At 35.4% G+C, this 16,907-nt stretch carries 14 protein-coding genes, 1 tRNA gene and 1 pseudogene; 5 read left to right on the forward strand and 11 right to left on the reverse strand.

Features of this window, described 5'->3' with window-relative positions:
• Positions 1–69: 69 nt before the first annotated feature.
• The 7 genes from V3564_RS03095 to V3564_RS03125 all read right to left on the reverse strand — a co-directional run bounded on the left by V3564_RS03095 (position 70) and on the right by V3564_RS03125 (position 7,398).
• The gene (locus tag V3564_RS03095; protein WP_455481351.1) at positions 70–891 is read right to left on the reverse strand and encodes an MBL fold metallo-hydrolase; all 822 of its coding nucleotides are present in this window, start codon (positions 889–891) and stop codon (positions 70–72) included.
• A 12-nt stretch (positions 892–903) separates the two neighbouring features.
• Positions 904–1,677, reverse strand: a complete 774-nt coding sequence (locus tag V3564_RS03100) for a TatD family hydrolase (protein ID WP_455481352.1) — start codon at positions 1,675–1,677, stop codon at positions 904–906.
• Entirely contained in the window at positions 1,667–3,226 is a 1,560-nt protein-coding gene (gene metG / locus V3564_RS03105; RefSeq protein ID WP_455481353.1) for a methionine--tRNA ligase, read from the reverse strand. Before metG ends, V3564_RS03100 begins: the two co-directional genes overlap by 11 nt.
• Positions 3,227–3,288: 62 nt before the next feature.
• The gene (locus V3564_RS03110; RefSeq protein ID WP_455481354.1) at positions 3,289–4,347 is read right to left on the reverse strand and encodes a DNA polymerase III subunit delta'; all 1,059 of its coding nucleotides are present in this window, start codon (positions 4,345–4,347) and stop codon (positions 3,289–3,291) included.
• Entirely contained in the window at positions 4,344–4,988 is a 645-nt protein-coding gene (tmk, locus tag V3564_RS03115) for a dTMP kinase (protein ID WP_455481355.1), read from the reverse strand. The genes V3564_RS03110 and tmk overlap by 4 nt, the downstream gene beginning before the upstream one ends.
• Before the next feature lie 32 nt (positions 4,989–5,020).
• Positions 5,021–6,184 carry a D-alanyl-D-alanine carboxypeptidase family protein gene (locus V3564_RS03120; protein ID WP_455481356.1) on the reverse strand — a complete coding sequence of 388 codons (1,164 nt, stop codon included), beginning with the start codon at positions 6,182–6,184 and terminating at the stop codon, positions 5,021–5,023.
• Positions 6,185–6,519: 335 nt separating this feature from the next.
• The gene (locus V3564_RS03125; RefSeq protein WP_455481357.1) at positions 6,520–7,398 is read right to left on the reverse strand and encodes a septal ring lytic transglycosylase RlpA family protein; all 879 of its coding nucleotides are present in this window, start codon (positions 7,396–7,398) and stop codon (positions 6,520–6,522) included.
• 943 nt (positions 7,399–8,341) lie between these two features.
• Between V3564_RS03125 and V3564_RS03130 the strand changes: the two genes are divergently transcribed.
• Positions 8,342–8,524 (forward strand): hypothetical protein, encoded by a 183-nt coding sequence (locus V3564_RS03130; protein WP_455481358.1) that lies wholly within the window; start codon positions 8,342–8,344, stop codon positions 8,522–8,524.
• A gap of 457 nt (positions 8,525–8,981) precedes the next feature.
• On the opposite strand, the gene V3564_RS03135 is transcribed toward V3564_RS03130, so the two are convergent.
• Positions 8,982–9,057: transfer RNA gene (locus V3564_RS03135), tRNA-Lys, on the reverse strand.
• 818 nt (positions 9,058–9,875) lie between these two features.
• Here V3564_RS03135 and lexA point away from each other — a divergent pair.
• Positions 9,876–10,580 (forward strand): transcriptional repressor LexA, encoded by a 705-nt coding sequence (gene lexA, locus V3564_RS03140; protein ID WP_455481359.1) that lies wholly within the window; start codon positions 9,876–9,878, stop codon positions 10,578–10,580.
• 195 nt (positions 10,581–10,775) lie between these two features.
• Positions 10,776–12,089 carry a 30S ribosomal protein S12 methylthiotransferase RimO gene (gene rimO, locus V3564_RS03145; protein ID WP_455481360.1) on the forward strand — a complete coding sequence of 438 codons (1,314 nt, stop codon included), beginning with the start codon at positions 10,776–10,778 and terminating at the stop codon, positions 12,087–12,089.
• Between the two features lie 535 nt (positions 12,090–12,624).
• On the opposite strand, the gene rpsD is transcribed toward rimO, so the two are convergent.
• From rpsD to V3564_RS03160, 3 genes and pseudogenes are all read right to left on the reverse strand, one after another.
• Positions 12,625–13,242 (reverse strand): 30S ribosomal protein S4, encoded by a 618-nt coding sequence (rpsD, locus tag V3564_RS03150; RefSeq protein WP_455481361.1) that lies wholly within the window; start codon positions 13,240–13,242, stop codon positions 12,625–12,627.
• Between the two features lie 184 nt (positions 13,243–13,426).
• Positions 13,427–14,239, reverse strand: coding sequence for a glutamate racemase (gene murI, locus V3564_RS03155; protein WP_455481362.1), 813 nt, complete (start codon positions 14,237–14,239; stop codon positions 13,427–13,429).
• A pseudogene (locus V3564_RS03160) lies at positions 14,232–15,069 on the reverse strand (RNA methyltransferase). Before V3564_RS03160 ends, murI begins: the two are co-directional and overlap by 8 nt.
• A 298-nt stretch (positions 15,070–15,367) precedes the next feature.
• Here V3564_RS03160 and sfsA point away from each other — a divergent pair.
• Together sfsA and map are read left to right on the forward strand one after the other, a co-directional pair.
• On the forward strand, positions 15,368–16,084 hold the full coding sequence (gene sfsA, locus V3564_RS03165) for a DNA/RNA nuclease SfsA (RefSeq protein ID WP_455481363.1): 717 nt from the start codon (positions 15,368–15,370) through the stop codon (positions 16,082–16,084).
• Complete coding sequence (gene map, locus V3564_RS03170) at positions 16,077–16,907, forward strand: type I methionyl aminopeptidase (protein ID WP_455481364.1); 831 nt, start codon at positions 16,077–16,079, stop codon at positions 16,905–16,907. The genes sfsA and map overlap by 8 nt, the downstream gene beginning before the upstream one ends.

Genomic DNA, 16,907 nt, shown 5'->3' on the forward strand with positions numbered 1-16,907 from the left:
CATAAAAAACTCATATTGGACACAATATTCCTATAAAAAACAATATAATGCCAAAAATTAACCTTAGTTTTAGACAATGAGCGGTATTTCTGTTTCGAAAATAAGGCCTTGATATGCAGGCTTAATATGTGGAGGGGTATAGTTTACAACCTCATCGTAATCAAGTGATTTGTCCATATGTGTTAATATAGCTTGTTTTGGCTTTAGATATTTTATCCATTGTAACGCTTGATCAACTGAAAGATGGCTTGGATGAGATTTAAACTGAAGAGCTTCAATAATTAAAACATCCAAATTCATCAATTTTGGTAATGTTTTTTTAGGAAACTCACTAACGTCTGTACAATAAGCAACATTTCCAATACGAAAACCTAAGGAATGAGCAGTCCCGTGAAATTGTAAATGTGTACTAACATTTATTGCTCCACCCTGCCCTTGAATTATAAATTCGCTATCTTCATTAATAAGATGCGCTTTTAAAATGGGTGAATAAGACGAACCTTTTGGTGTTTGAAAACAATAGCCAAAAGCATTTTTCAAATGTCCCAGTGTAAACGCATCTGCATAAATATCTATCAGACATTTTTGTGCAAGTGCATAGCTGCGTAAATCATCAATACCGTGAATATGGTCTGCATGAGAATGTGTATAAAGTGCAGCATCAAGATAGCTCACGCGTGCATCTATCATTTGTGACCGAAAGTCTGGTCCAGTATCAATAATAACCGTTGTTTTTTTTCCTGATGTGTGAATACGTTCAATTAATAAAGAACTTCTATAACGTTTATTCTTGAAATTATGCGGATCACAAGCTCCCCAATCGCCATTGGGGCGTGGTACTCCCGGAGAAGGACCACAACCTAATATTGTAAACCGGTATAGATCAAACATATCTTTTTTGCCTTACTTTATCTTGCTAAATAAACGAAAAGCATTTTGCGTCGTTATCTGAGCTGTTTCTTCAATGCTTAAGCCGATAGTTTCGGCCAAAGTAGCCGCTGTATAACGCACAAAAGATGGCTCATTGATTTTTCCTCGATGAGGAACAGGCGCTAAAAATGGTGCATCTGTTTCAACTAATAAATGCTTATGAGGTACAATTTTTGCTATGTCACGAACTCCAGAAGCATTTTTAAAAGTAAGGATACCTGAAAAAGATATATAACCACCAAGTTCAATGCCAGCACGAGCAAGTTGCATTCCAGAAGAATAACAATGCAATACAAATGGGAAAGCCCCTTCTTTTATCTGTTCACGTAATATTCGCTCCATATCTGTATCAGCATTACGTGAATGAATGACAATAGGCAGCTGTGTCTCTCGAGAAGCAATAATATGCTCTTGGAAAATTTTCTGTTGCTCTTCCGGTGAAGAATAATCATAATGATAATCAAGGCCTGTTTCCCCAAAAGCAACAATTTTGGGATGTGTCGATAGATAAATAAGCTTTTCAGCTGTTATGTTCTGTTCTTCATGCGCATGATTTGGATGTGTACCAACCGAACAAAATACTTGATCATATGTTTGTGTAATTTCTAGAAGCTTATCCAATTCGTGAACACGTGTTGAAATCGTTATCATACGTCCAACGTCGGCCTCTAAAGCTCGTTGAATAGTACTGTCTAATTTTTGCGTAAAATCCTCAAAATCAAGATGGCAATGTGTGTCAATTAGCATGATGGGTATCATCTTTCTTAAGGATATAACGGGGAAAGATTGGTTCTGGTGGTGGAAGATTAATGCCTTGTTGAATTTTTGAACTATTTATATGATGTAATAATCGATCTTCTTCAGCAATTGCAAGGCTATCAAGAATCTTGGCCGCTGATTGCGGCATGAAAGGCAATAGCATAATCCCTATTCGCCGCAAAACTTCTACAGTTACATAAAGAACTGTAGAAAATCTTTCTGGATTATTTTTTCGTAAACTCCAAGGTTGTTCACTGGCAAAGTAGCGATTAGCATCTGCTACGACCGAAAAAATAGCTGAAAGTGCTAAATGAATCTCTTGAGAAGACATAGCTTGGCGTAAAGTTTCAAGCGCTTGAAGAGATTGTTCTAAAAGCTGTTTATCTTGAACTAAAAATATAGTTGGTGTAGGAACTTTTGCATCGCAATTTTTGGCAATCATAGACAAAGAGCGCTGCACCAAATTTCCAAGATCATTAGCAAGATCTGCATTAATGCGATTCACAAAACTATCATGGCTATAGCTGCCATCTTGTCCAAATGGTACTTCACGAAGAAGAAAATAACGCACCTGATCAAGACCATAATTGTCAACCATTTCAAAAGGATCAACTACATTTCCAATGGACTTTGACATTTTTGCACTGCGATTGAGTAAAAAACCATGCGCAAAAATACGCTTAGGTAACTCAATTCCAGCAGACATTAAAAACGCTGGCCAATAGACTGCATGAAAACGAATAATATCTTTACCAATAATATGAACATTTGCAGGCCAAAAATTACGTTTCTTTGTATTTTCGTCGAAAAAGCCAATTGCTGACAAATAATTTGTAAGTGCATCAACCCAAACATACATTACATGCTTTGGATTACTTGGAATACTAATCCCCCAATTTAAATTCGCTCGTGAAATAGAAATATCTTTTAAACCTGATTTTATGAAGCTTATAACTTCATTACGCCGTTCAGTAGGAGCAATGAAACCATGGTTTTTTTCATAATATTCAAGAAGAGCTTTTTCATAACGCGAAAGTCTAAAAAAATAACTCTCTTCTTCGTTCCATTCAACTGGAGAGCCTAATTCCTTCTCACGACGGATTTTATCTTCTCCAATTTCTGTATCCTTTTCTTCATAATAAGCTTCCTGACGGACTGAATACCAACCGGTATAACGCCCAAGATAAATATCGCCATTTGCTTCCATTTTTTTCCAAATTTCTTGACAAGCTTGATAGTGCCGCTGTTCTGTCGTGCGAAGGAAATCATCGTTAGAACAATTTAATGTTGCAAGCATTTTTTGGAATACAGCACTGTTGCGATCTGCAAGTTTCTTAGGTGTTACACCTAACGTTTCTGCTGTCTGTTGCATCTTTAAACCATGCTCATCCGTACCAGATAGAAAAAATACATTTTTGCCATCTAATCGTTGAAAACGGGCTAAAGAATCGCTTGCAATCGCACTATAGGCATGTCCAATATGTGGAGCTCCATTAGGATAAAAAATCGGAGTTGTTATATAATATGTGTCACGCATGTCATACTCGCTGTGAAACGCAATAAAAAATAATAATGACATAACGTCTGTCAATCATATTGTCACGGAAAAAGCTCACTTTCACGAATAATCTTATGAACTTTAAAAAGCAAGTTGATAATGAATTGCTTTTTATCAAGGTTAAATAATTGTATTTCCCTTACTTCTTGATGAATTTCTTCCCATGCTTGCGCGCATTTTTTTGAGAAAGTCAGATTTCCCTTTTCAGCCAGCATGATAGCTTTTTTTTGAATTTTATCAAGAATTTCATCGCAAAATTGTTGAAATTGGATCCCAGAAGAAGGTGAAGAAAGTGTTTGAGCAAAAGTATGTGTCGTAGATAAATTGCAAACAGATTTTTCCAAAAGAGCATCAATGGTTTTAATAATTTCAAGCCCACCGTGGTAAATAAGTAAAGCTGCTTTTCGAGGATTCCCTTTAGATTTTTTAATAATCATTTCAAGAGCTTTTTCATCGATCATTACATGATTGGAAAAAATATGTGTAATGACTTGTTTCATTGCATCATCATGCAATGGCCGCAAGGAAATCTGTTGGCAACGTGAACGAATTGTTGGGAGCAATCTTCCTAAAGAATGGGTGATAAGAATGAATAAAGTCTTTGCAGGAGGTTCTTCAAGCATTTTGAGAACTGCGTTAGCAGCATTTCTATTCATATCATCTGCAGAATCAATGATAACAATACGCCACCCACTATCTTGTGATGTTTGATTTAAAAAATGCAAAATATCGCGAATATCATCAATGAGTATGCCTGTTTTGAATTTTTGCGTCTTTAAATCAAAACGACGTGAAATGTATAAAAGACCAGGATGAATACCCTGCATAATTCGGCGCCATATGATTGAATTATATTCCGGTTGCAGAAAATCACCTTTTTGAGAACTTAAAATATTCCAAGCAAGGTGAAATGCCAATGTGGCCTTTCCAATCCCGCGTTCTCCTTCAAATAATAACGCATGATGTAAACGCCCTTCCTTACACATTTTCACAAAAAAATGACGGGCAGCCTCATGACCAAAGATGGTATTATTCTGTGACGGTGATAGAACGGCATCAATATCATCATATTGGCGTAAAGATTCTACTACATCACTCATAGAAAATGATCCAACATTACCTGATGACAAATACTTTTTATTTTATGCGCAACGACTTCTACTGCATCTGTTGCATCAATTACTTGAAATCTATGAGGTTCCTGTTTTGCCAATCCAAGAAAAGCTTGACGTCTTTGTTCTTGGATTTTAAGTTCATCTTTTTCAAAATAATCAATCGTTTCTACTTTTTTTCTTCGCAAATTTGCGCGTTCCATACCACACTTTGCTGGCATATCTAACAAGAACGTTAGATTAGGCATTATCCCATTCACAGCAACACGTTCTAAGACAGAAAGAGTGCACAAATTGACTTTATCATTGAGACCTTGATAAACACGCGTAGAGTCGATAAAACGATCACATAATACGATCTTACCTTTTTGTAAGGAAGGTGCGATCACTTCGATAACATGATCGGCACGCGCTGCCGTAAGCAGGGTTGCTTCAATGAAGGAGCCATAATGTTGTGCTTGACCTGACAACAAAATGTGGCGCATTGCTTCTGCACCTGCTGTTCCTCCTGGCTCTCGTGTTGTAACAACATCATAGCCCTTGCTACAAAAATATTGAGCAAGCAAAGAAATTTGAGTTGTTTTTCCTACTCCCTCTCCCCCTTCAAATGTGATAAAATAACCTGACACGTATAAACATCATCCCTTATTTAAGCACGTAACTATAAATATTTCCGTAACCATCCAATTGTTATCTCATAGAATGCATCTTTTGTTTTTGCAAAGAAACTTCCTTCCTGAACATTGGCTCCAGAAAAAATTGGTTTTTCAAGAAGAAGCTTTTTACCTTCTGAAATTTGAATAACACCAACTGGTTGCCCTAAAGCAACAGGAGCTTTCAACGGACCATGATATTTAATTTTCGCTTTAACATTAACTTTTTTTTCATTCGAAAGCATAAAGCTTATCGGCTTGTTAACAATAAGAGGAACAGAATTTTCTGACCCACCATAAACAGAAGCGCGACCAACTATCTCTCCCTTTGTAAAAATCGTTTTAAGATCAAAAGCACTCATTCCCCATTGAAGAATGCGTTCTACTTCTTTTGTATCTCCCTTACCATCCTGCAAACCATTTATTGCTAAAAAAAGACGTCGATGGTTTTTATAAATAGAAACAACCATTGAACCCCCTTTTTCTTCACTGTAACCAAAACCAAATCCTTCTACACCAATTTTCTTAGAAATAAGAGGGTTTTTATTACGTTGAAAAATTTTATTCCAAGTAAAGTGAGGTTCACGGTAAAGCGCATAATAATCAGGATATTCATAAAAAATATGACGCGCTAATGTGATCATATCGCGCAATGTTACAAACTGCCCTTCTTCAGGAAGTCCTGTCGCATTAACGAAATGGCTATGCGACAATCCAAGTGTTTTGGCTCTCTGATTCATCAGCTTTGCAAAATCAGCCTCACTTCCCGATATTCCTTCTGCAAGGATAATAGCAGCATCATTCCCATTAACAATAATTAAACCACGTAAAAGATCAGAAACACTAATTTCTGTCTTTATTTTTGCAAACATAGTGGTTGTACCGGAAGGCGCTCCACCTTTGCGCCAAGCATTTTCACTTACCTTGAATTTCTGTGTACTGGTTAACAATCCTTCTTTTAATTGATGAAATATGACTTCAGCCGTCATCAGTTTTGCTAATGAAGCGGGGGGGAAAGTAACATCACTCTGTTTTTCAAAAAGTATTGTATCTGTATCATTATCTAATAACAGTAATTGCGATGCAGAGTTTTGAAAGCTTTGTGCTCTCCCCCACTCATTCAATGTCAACATCCAAAATAAGGTAAATAAAACCCTTAGTGCTGTATGCATAACCGCCTCTCACATATCTAAAGAGTTAGTATAAACAGTCCTCTTATACCAGAAAAGCTTTGTTTATTTTTTCAAGATTGAAAAAACACCACAAACTTAGAATAGATTTCTATTTTGCTAAGTACCATTAAAACAAATAGGATTTATTTTTAATGTTTTAAGTGTACGAAAAGCATAATAAAGTTTTTAAGGCGTCATCTTTTCATAATAACACACAACCTAATTGTTCATTTGCAAATGAAGGTCTTGCTACAATCAGCCACTTGTAATCATCTATAACTTGAAAACTATATACAATCAGAAACAAACATTGTTTTTTCTTAAAACAATTATAATTAATTGGCTCTCATGCTTTTGCTTAGCTTATTTATAAAAGCTACTTGATCAAGCAACATCGGCTTATCGATCAAAATGGGACCAATTTCCGGCAATCTTATTGAAAGAGTTTTATTGAATTGATTTCGTTCAATTGCAGCTTCATCCAATTGTTTTTTAATATCCGCACCCAATCTCTCTAGTATGATATCTTCTCTCTCTTTTGAAATACTCGCCAATACTGGTGGGGATAGAGCGTAATTCTCTGACGTATAAGAAGCCATTAAATAGGCACCATCATAATAGTCAACAGGCGCATCAGAAATATATTCCACTTTAACATTTGCTACACCTGCATTTGCATAACCAAGTATTTCCGCAGCTTTCTTTGATAAATCAATAATTCTATCTTTCATAAAAGGACCACGATCATTCACTCTGACAATGATAGAAGATCCATTTTTCAGGTTAGTAACACGAGCATAACTGGGTAAAGGCATTGTGGGATGAGCAGCAGTCAAGAGATTCATGTCATAGACTTCACCATTTGCGGTTAAACGTCCATGAAAATCTGAACCATACCATGACGCTTCTCCCACGCGTTTATAGGTTGGATCATTTTTGGGATAATACCACTTTCCTTTTATTTTGTAAGGTTTGCCGACAACAACCCGCCCCCCCCTCTTTTCTTTTGATTGATTTTTTCCACTTGAAGTTTTTTGAGGAAAAATAACAGTCTTTGCATCAGTTTCCTTATTATGAGCAGAGTTTTTTACTGCAAAATGCGCAGTTTTGTTTGTGGAACAAGATACCAACAAATGGGAAATGACAACCACAAAAACAAGTTGAAATGTTGATTTAACAATGAAAGTAAACTTCTTTTTGCTATTTAAAATCATTTATTCAGCTCGCTTATTTTTATTACGTATTCACAGAAAAATTAAGCATTCACGGCAAAAGATCACGTCACACTTCTGTATGCGATAGGAACATTCATAATTTCAAATGATTCTCCTCATACGCCTATGCTATCCTTAAATTTTACTTTTTATCAAGAAATTAATGTATTAACAAAAAATACAATATTATAATATAAACTGTGAATAAGCAGAATACTTCTGCTTATTTTACAATAAATAGCAATTACTTATTTATACATATTTGTGCTGTTCGAAAAAAATATTAATAAAAACAGTATGTTATCATATTATTTTCATGTAAATGATTATGATTCTTTATGCATACAATGAGAGAAAAGAGAGCCATACACAGATTTATGATGGTTCTCATGTATCTGAGAAAGCTAGATTTTCCTGTGATGTAAAGGTTTTTAGCAATGAGCTTTTAAAGTGCATTTATTGCGGTAGTGCCAAAATTTTCGGTAGTGAAACCATCTGCAGATAACTGAAGTTCTAAATCATGAAAAATACGAATTCTTTGATAAGATCATACAGCCTAAAAATACAAAGTTCTAACAGAACAAAACAACCATCTTAACAAATGCGTGTTTCACGCCACGGATGAGTTGCGTATAAATAAGGGGAATGGACATGCTACATTGCTCACTGACCATAACGCAATCAAATGTTGCATACGCTTTAAGAGAAGTTAAAAAATAAGAAGAAGAGATTTTAGAAATCAAGCCTACTAAAGAATTACTCATTCAGATCAATAAAATCACAGCACCCCAAAACAGGTAATGCTTATAGCATATTGATGATCGTGCTTACAAAAGCGTAGAAAAATAATATATTTTTGACGTAGTAGAAAGGAGACGCGCTACCCCTGCAGAGACTAAGCATTTTAAATGGCTTTAAATGTTTTTTAATTGGACTGTTTATAATGCTCTTGAATAGAAATTTTGCTTTTAACATAAAACCGCTAAAGTCTGTTAATATAGGGGGATTCACGCTATGGTTAGAAGAAGGTATCGACAAATATTATCATCGTTGGGCACATGGTACACATGAATGCGAATGGGTTAATGTTATCTGTACTGTAGGTGGTACGGTTTGGATCGATTGAAAAGATATTAAAGATAATTATCCATTTAAAGACAGAAAAAAGCCAATTTAAAACAGATGTTTTTCTTCAAATTTTTCTTAATTAACAGAACCCCTTAAAACTGATTATATTGGGGTAAAACATTCACTAATAGTAAAGCGTGAATAAGCTCGTTAAAGAAAGTTTTGGCACCTTGTTTTATGAGCCGTGTAACGCGGACAGGCTTTAAAATCGGCACATGGATTAAGAAAGTTAATAGCAACACATGTAACTAATGCAAAAGCAACAGCATCACAACTTAAAGCGCTTTTGGCTTGAGAGAAAACAGTATTGCATCGCTGTATACCAAAATGGCTGATAGAAAATGGTCGGCAATGGAATCAATAGAAAAGGCTCAGGATAGGTAAAGATAAACCTCTAGTGTAAAAAGAACGAAGACTCCCGCACTTTTATGTAGGCTATTGATTTTATCAAAATATGGTGAGCGCGCAGGGATTCGAACCCTGGACCTACTGATTAAAAGTCAGTTGCTCTACCAGCTGAGCTACGCGCTCCCACACAAGCCATCTCACTTGTAGAAAGTAAGCGGAACATACGGTCGACTTTTCATTTGGTCAACACCTTTCGAAAAAAAATATTATTATTAGGTTTAGTTATCAATACTTTTCTGTTTTTTTCTCCTTTTCTCATCACGGTAAATATAAGTTTTTCTTCTTTTTAAGCTTGAGCAAAAGTAATAATTTAAACATAAAAAACGATTCATAGCGTCTAAAACAAAAATAGTGAATAATTCAAAATTACAAGAGGAGTAGGTAACATATGTAAAAATGGTAAACTGAGTTTTATAAATAACCAAAGCAAATAAGAAAAAACAGTGATCTCCACTGTTCTTGAATGTAACGGTTGGAGAAAAAGGGGGTGTATTTATCAGAAGATATAGATGTTATATCATTCTTATGCAGATAACATTATCTATTTTTATTTCTTTAAATGTTTTGTTTTCACATTTTCAAATATGAGAATGCACACTGAGCATATACTTGGAAACCCATTAATATATAGAACTAAAGCAGAGATGAAATAAAAGTCTAACACAATTGAAGTGAACTGAAAAATACCACTAGTGATGATAAAAAGATCGCGTTCAATATTTTAGCTGTAAATAAATTTACTGAAAATAATTCATCTTAGTTAAGAAAGTAAAATATATATATTATATATATTTATTATTAATATAAATAATAACATATTAAATTATTAAATTTACTTTTAAAATAAAAAGTAAAGATTTTTTTGAATCATCTCTAAAAAATTTATAGAATAATTACAGAAACATATATTTTAATTTCTTCCTTTTGGATTGGAATATTGAATGCTAACATATAAACAATATGAGCTACTCTTGTTCATTCGCAATTGTATGAAAGAAACTGGCATTCCCCCCTCCTTTGATGAAATGAGAATTGCATTAGAGCTTTCTTCAAAGTCTGGCATTCATAAGCTTATTGTAGCCTTAGAACAACGAGGTTTTATACGTCGTTTGCCAAATCGTGCTCGTGCAGTGGAGGTGATTCGACTCCCCGATAAAATAACATTTAATCTTTCTTTGGCTCGTAAAATTTCTCCCAATATGATAGAAAAAAATGGAAGAAAAGTATCAAAAAACTTTGATACTTTTGAAGCAGAAGAACAAAAAAATATCACTATTCCCATTATGGGGCGCATTTCTGCGAGTATGCCTACGTCTGCTATATTGCAACAAACAAATACGCTTTCTTTGTCACAAGATATGATTAATTCAGGTGAACACTATGCTTTAGAAGTTAAAGATGATTCTATGATTGAAGCTGGTATTCTTAATAAAGATACTATAATTGTTAAACGCCAAAATACAGCAACATCAGGTGAAATTGTTGTCGCGTTCATTGATAAAAAAGAGGCAACGTTAAAGCGTTATCGACGCAAAGGAGCTTCTATAGTATTAGAAGCTGCAAATTCTCACTACGAAACATACACATATGGATCTGAACGTGTACAGATACAAGGTAAAGTTATCGGACTTATTCGTAAATATTAAAAAATTATTTGGTATTTTTTAATTATTGTGTCACATTTATTAGTAAAGCACATGCACCCATAAAATATTTTTAAAAATAAATAACTTTAGAAAAGAATGTATTGCATATGTATAAAAGTTAAAAAGCATTTTTTATTCTTAATGAAGTAAAAACAGCAAAAAAATTTAAACATTATAAAAGTTGCAGGATTTATCATGGCAGCACCTCGTATTAGTTTTGTCTCCCTCGGATGTCCAAAAGCACTAGTAGATTCTGAGCGAATTATTACAAGGCTTCGATCTGAAGGTTATGAAATTTCACATAAGCATCAAGGCGCTGATCTCGTTATTGTGAATACCTGTGGTTTTCTTGATTCTGCCCGGAATGAATCGTTAGCCAATATTGATGAAGCCCTCAAAGAAAATGGAAAAGTTATTGTAACTGGATGCCTTGGTGCTGATCCTGAGGTTATTCGTCAAGCACATCCTCATGTATTGGCCATTACAGGACCACAAGCCTATGAAAGTGTTATACGAGCTGTTCATACAGCAATTCCTCCAGTTCATGATCCATTTATCGATTTAGTTCCTCCGCAAGGTATCCGCTTAACACCTCGCCATTATGCTTACTTAAAAGTTTCCGAAGGGTGCTCTAATCGATGTAGTTTTTGTATTATTCCTACTCTGCGTGGTAACCTTGTTTCACGTCCCATCAATGATGTTCTTCGCGAAGCTGAAAAACTTGTACAGGCTGGTGTAAAAGAACTTTTGGTTATCTCACAAGATACGAGTGCTTACGGTATTGATATTAAATATCTTGAAAGTTCTTGGAAAGATCGCACAGTACAAACAAAATTTTTCGACCTTTGCCGCGAACTAGGAAATATGGGCATTTGGATACGCATGCATTATGTCTATCCCTATCCGCATGTTGATGAAGTTATTGAACTTATGGCTGCAAAAAAGATCCTTCCTTATCTGGATATTCCTTTTCAGCACGCATCGCCAACCGTTTTGCGCAACATGAAACGTCCTGCCCTTATGGAAAAAACAAACCGTAGAATTGAAAAGTGGCGAGAAATTTGTCCAGATCTTGCTTTACGATCAACATTTATTATTGGTTTTCCAGGTGAAACCGATGAAGATTTTAACATACTTCTTGAGTGGTTAGAGGAAGCAAAAATTGAACGTGCTGGCTGCTTTAAATACGAAGAAGTAAAAGGAGCTACTGCAAATAATTTGGGTTTAGAAAGAATTTCTGAAGAAGTGAAAGAAAAACGCTGGCATCGCTTTATGGCAAAACAAAAACAAATTTCCACACGTCTTTTAAAGAAAAAAATCGGAAAAAGACTCCAAGTTCTTATTGATGAAAGTCAGGGTAAAATTGCTAAAGGTCGTAGCCAATACGATGCTCCAGAAATAGATGGTGCCGTGTATATATCATCACGAAGACCATTGCACGCAGGCGAATTTGTCACCGTTAAAATTGAACAATCAGATGCTTATGATCTCCATGGTATTGCAGTTTAGAATTATAAATAGATTAAAACTGATTTTCTTTAATGTTGAATAATTATAATAAACTTTTAAAAGCTCTATTATAGTGGAAACAACCCTAACTACCAAAAAAATTATAAAAATTCTTACAACTTAAAAAAACTTCTCACATGCTCTTCAGAAGTATTAACTAAAGGGTACAAGACAAAAAAACAATCATTCACCAATTACACTAAGAAAATTCATAAAAAACACTCCAATGGTGATTTTTAAAAGTCGAAAAAGCAAGCTAAAAACATTAGAGGTAAGTTTTATAATACCCAACTACAAATAGCAGAAACGACAAAACATACATAATATACAGGATACATTCTAAAGCAATAATATAGATAAATTCCTGGAAACTTATACCATTTTTATCTAAAAAAGAAAAAAAACCAAATGGGTCTATTGTCTTAAAAAATGACAATAGACCTGATATAGTTTCACTCACAAAGCAATAGAATAATTTTAAATATTTATAAAAAAGATCTATAAAGGGATAGCCCTCCTCTTTCAAGACAAACAATCAACGAGAATAGAACTCAACAACCAAATTTGGCTCCATTTGTACAGCATAAGGAACATCTGCAAAAGCAGGAATACGCGTAAACGTTGCTTTCATCTGATTATGATCTGCTTCAATATATTCAGGCACATCACGTTCCGCTAACTGCACAGATTCCAATACCAAAACAAGCTGTTTTGACTTTTCACGAACTTCAATAATATCACCTGGTTTACAACGGTATGATTGAATATTCGTACGCCGACCATTTACATTGATGTGACCATGATTGATAAATTGGCGAGAAGCGAAAATTGTAGGCACAAATTTTGCACGGTAAACAACAGCATCCAAACGCGATTCCAAAAGACCAATAAGATTTTCACCAGTATCACCGCGCCGACGAGCGGCTTCCTCATAAGTTTTACGGAATTGTTTTTCCGAAATATCACCGTAAAATCCTTTTAGTTTCTGTTTAGCACGCAATTGCACACCATAATCAGAAAGTTTTCCTTTACGGCGCTGCCCATGCTGACCTGGACCATAACTACGGCGATTAACAGGAGATTTTGGACGACCCCAAATATTTTCTCCCATACGGCGATCAATTTTATATTTCGTTGTTTCGCGCTTGCTCATCGCATTTCCTTTAAAATAAAAAACAAAATCTCATGATGAGATATCAAGGAAACGCGCCCTCCTCTGCCTTTAAATACAAAGACTGACAGAATACCTCAACACATAAAACATGTAAAGCCATCCACGGGACACGTCAATTAATGCTATTTTCCCGTAGGAAAAAGCTGTAATACTTTTATTGATCTTACACCTTAAAGTCAACTCCTTTCATAACGTTTAAGCTAAATCCTTTTAATAAATACTCTGTTGAAGAAGTTATATTTTGCGATGTGAATAACGCAAAATCTTTACGTTTCTTTACGTTTTTGGGACGCACTTTTTCCGGTAATAATGATCTTGTGTGTTTAGCCACAGCTTTTGCCGGATCAATCCATTCAACTGGCCATAAAGCTTGTTCATAAAAGAAGTTAATCAAAAAAGGATAATGCGTACAAGCCAAAACAATAATATCAGTATATTTTCCATCTTTCTCAACAAAGCACGGAAGGATTTCCTGACGTAACTCACTAGAATCTATAGGTTTTCCACGTAAATAATCTTCAGCAAATCCAGCAAGTTTTTCACTTCCAACAAGCTTAACATGATACTGAGCAGCAAAAGAATTGATTAATTCATGTGTATAAGCACGCTTAACTGTTCCAGGAGTGGCTAATACTGAGATAAAACCAGTTTTTGTTTGTTCGGCCGCTGTTTTAATTGCAGGAACCGTTCCTACAAAAAGAATATGGGGAAATTGCTGTCGTAAATCTGCCATCATCAGTGTAGAAACAGTATTGCAAGCGATTACACATAAGCTAGGATTATAGAGTGCCAAAAGATTTGTAAAAACCCTTAAAATACGGTTTTTTAGAACACTTTCTTCCCAGTTTCCATAAGGAAATCCTGCATCGTCAGCAACATAAATAAGTTGCATTTCAGGAATAAGAGCACGTACTTCCCTCAACACTGTTAAACCGCCAATGCCACTATCAAAAAAAAGAATAGGCCGTTCATCCATTAGTTTTCACACTTGTTTTAAATTTTTTTACGTTCACGATCTGCGGGCGCACCGCTTCCTCGCGGAAACTTAGGCGAAAAATGATCCAGTGAAGATATGATCCCTCGTAGCAAGCAAACCTCAGATTCACTAAAATTAGCGCGCGTAAAAACAGAACGCAGATTCGCAAGCATCACCTCTTTGCGTTCTGGGGGTCTAAAATATCCACGAACATCCAAAGCTCCTTCTAATTGAGATAAAAAACCGTGAAACGTTGCTTTATTCGCTGGCTCCATCTCTGTTGCACGAAAAGCCGTATCTCTGACATCCTCCAAACCTGATTTCATCCATTCGTAAGACATAAGCAAAACCGCTTGTGCAATATTGAGTGACGCAAAGGCAGGATTAACCGGAAAAGTGATAATTTCATCAACAAGGCTGATTTCATCATTTTCTAATCCCCACCTTTCTCTTCCAAACAAAATACCTGTTCTATGTCCAATATTCTCGCGTTGACGCAACATACCTGCTGCTTCAACAGCACTTTTCACGGTTTTAAAACCACATCTTTCACGTGCTGTTGTAGCAAAAACATAATGCAAATCTGCAATCGCATCACGCAATGTATCAAAAATTGCTGCGTCGTTAATGACATGATCTGCTTTACTAGCTGCAGCTCTAGCTTTTTCATTTGGAAATGCTTCCCGAGGTTTGACTAACCGAAGCTTAGAGAGCCCAAAATTTGCCATAGCCCTTGCTACCATACCAATATTTTCAGGAAGTTGCGGTTCGACTAAAATAATAATTGGACCATTTATTAAATTTTTACGATTCTTATTGGTTCCAGCCATCAATCCTACCTAATTCCAATACATTATATTCTATAGCTGACTTTTTGAATACAACTTTTTTAATAATAAATTACGGTTAATATTACTTTTTCATTCAGAATTTATTATGAAGTAATAGCTTCAAAAAAATTAACAATGAATTGTAAAAGAAAAACAAACTTTTGTTATTAGACCTTAGAGCGGTTATGTGAGTTACTTGAACGTTTTTGTATCAACAGTGCATTATTTAACGTGCTATAATATTTATAAAATTATAATCTGAGTTGAATTATCAAATTATGTATTTTAAGAAAGGAACATGCTCTTTATTCCTAAACTTTTTCCTGCAAAACTTATCCGTCGTTATAAACGTTTTCTTGCTGATGTTAAATGGGATGATCAACACACCTTTACCGTGTCAGTTCCTAATACAGGATCAATGCTTGGATTAACAACTCCAAACTCTAATATTTTGCTTTCATACAACAACAACTCCAAGCGAAAATACGCATATCGATTAGAAATTGTTGAGGCAAATAATACTTTGGTTGGCATTAATACGACTTTACCAAACAAACTTGCATTAGAAGCAATTCAAAATGGATTATTACCGGAGCTAAACGGATATAAAACAATTTTGAAAGAACAATATTATGGTACGCAATCACGGGTTGACTTTCTTCTACGTAACGGCATCACCCCTGACTGTTATTTAGAAGTTAAGAATGTTCATTTTATTCGCCAAAGAGGATTAGCAGAATTTCCTGATACCGTAACAAAACGTGGTGCACGCCATCTTGAAGAACTCATAAAAATTGTGCAACAAGGAAAAAGAGCCGCTATGCTTTATGTAATTCAACGAGAAGATTGCTCATCTTTTACAATCTGTTATGATCTTGATCCAACATATGGACGTAAATTTGATTTGGCATTAAAATCAGGGGTAGAGTTTTACGCTGTAAAATGTCACGTAAATGCGAAAGGTATTTTTCCGATTCATCGAGTGAAAATAGAAAATAGAAAAAGCAATGACTGATTATATTGAATATAATAAGACGTCCTTAAAATTTAACGGACAAATTCGCATTTTTGATGAATACGCTTTTGCTAAAATGCGTGAAGTTGGTCGCATTGCTGCGGAATGCCTAGATGCACTTACGAATATTATTAAGCCAGGAGTCACTACGCAAAAAATTGACGATTTTGTGTTTACTTTTGCTGCCGAGCGAGGAGCTCTTCCTGCTGACCTTAATTATCACGGGTACGGTCATTCATGCTGCACGTCCATCAATCACGTTGTTTGTCATGGCATCCCTAATAAAAGGCTCTTGCAAGAAGGTGATATTGTTAATGTTGACGTGACCTTTATTCTCGACGGTTGGCATGGGGATTCAAGCCGCATGTACCCCGTTGGAAAAATTAGACGTGCTGCGGAACGTTTAATAAAAATAACGCATGAAAGTCTCATGAGAGGAATTGCTGTCGTCAAACCTGGAGCAACTACAGGTGATATTGGTGCAGCCATTCAACACTACGCAGAATCTGAACGATGCTCCATTGTGAGAGATTTTTGTGGACATGGAATCGGCCAGCTTTTTCATGATGCACCCAATATTCTACATTATGGAAATCCTGGAGAAGGAGTAGAACTAAAGCAAGGTATGATGTTTACAATTGAGCCGATGATCAACCTTGGTAAACCACAGGTTAAGATTTTATCTGATGGCTGGACTGCCGTTACACGCGATCGATCTCTTACTGCACAATACGAACATACAATCGGTGTAACAAATGAAGGATGCGAAATTTTTACTGCGTCTCCTGAGAATATTTTTTACATTCCAAGTTCTTATGCCTGA

This window comes from Bartonella sp. B12(2025) (assembly GCF_053795135.1).

What these genes read in the sequence shown, in the direction of transcription:
- V3564_RS03095 (WP_455481351.1), bottom strand. Translation starts at nt 891, where the DNA reads ATGTTTGATCTATACCGGTTTACAATATTAGGTTGTGGTCCTTCTCCG.
- V3564_RS03100 (WP_455481352.1), bottom strand. Translation starts at nt 1,677, where the DNA reads ATGCTAATTGACACACATTGCCATCTTGATTTTGAGGATTTTACGCAA.
- metG (WP_455481353.1), bottom strand. Translation starts at nt 3,226, where the DNA reads ATGCGTGACACATATTATATAACAACTCCGATTTTTTATCCTAATGGA.
- V3564_RS03110 (WP_455481354.1), bottom strand. Translation starts at nt 4,347, where the DNA reads ATGAGTGATGTAGTAGAATCTTTACGCCAATATGATGATATTGATGCC.
- V3564_RS03120 (WP_455481356.1), bottom strand. Translation starts at nt 6,184, where the DNA reads ATGCATACAGCACTAAGGGTTTTATTTACCTTATTTTGGATGTTGACA.
- V3564_RS03125 (WP_455481357.1), bottom strand. Translation starts at nt 7,398, where the DNA reads ATGATTTTAAATAGCAAAAAGAAGTTTACTTTCATTGTTAAATCAACA.
- V3564_RS03130 (WP_455481358.1), top strand. Translation starts at nt 8,342, where the DNA reads ATGCTCTTGAATAGAAATTTTGCTTTTAACATAAAACCGCTAAAGTCT.
- lexA (WP_455481359.1), top strand. Translation starts at nt 9,876, where the DNA reads ATGCTAACATATAAACAATATGAGCTACTCTTGTTCATTCGCAATTGT.
- rimO (WP_455481360.1), top strand. Translation starts at nt 10,776, where the DNA reads ATGGCAGCACCTCGTATTAGTTTTGTCTCCCTCGGATGTCCAAAAGCA.
- rpsD (WP_455481361.1), bottom strand. Translation starts at nt 13,242, where the DNA reads ATGAGCAAGCGCGAAACAACGAAATATAAAATTGATCGCCGTATGGGA.
- murI (WP_455481362.1), bottom strand. Translation starts at nt 14,239, where the DNA reads ATGGATGAACGGCCTATTCTTTTTTTTGATAGTGGCATTGGCGGTTTA.
- sfsA (WP_455481363.1), top strand. Translation starts at nt 15,368, where the DNA reads ATGCTCTTTATTCCTAAACTTTTTCCTGCAAAACTTATCCGTCGTTAT.
- map (WP_455481364.1), top strand. Translation starts at nt 16,077, where the DNA reads ATGACTGATTATATTGAATATAATAAGACGTCCTTAAAATTTAACGGA.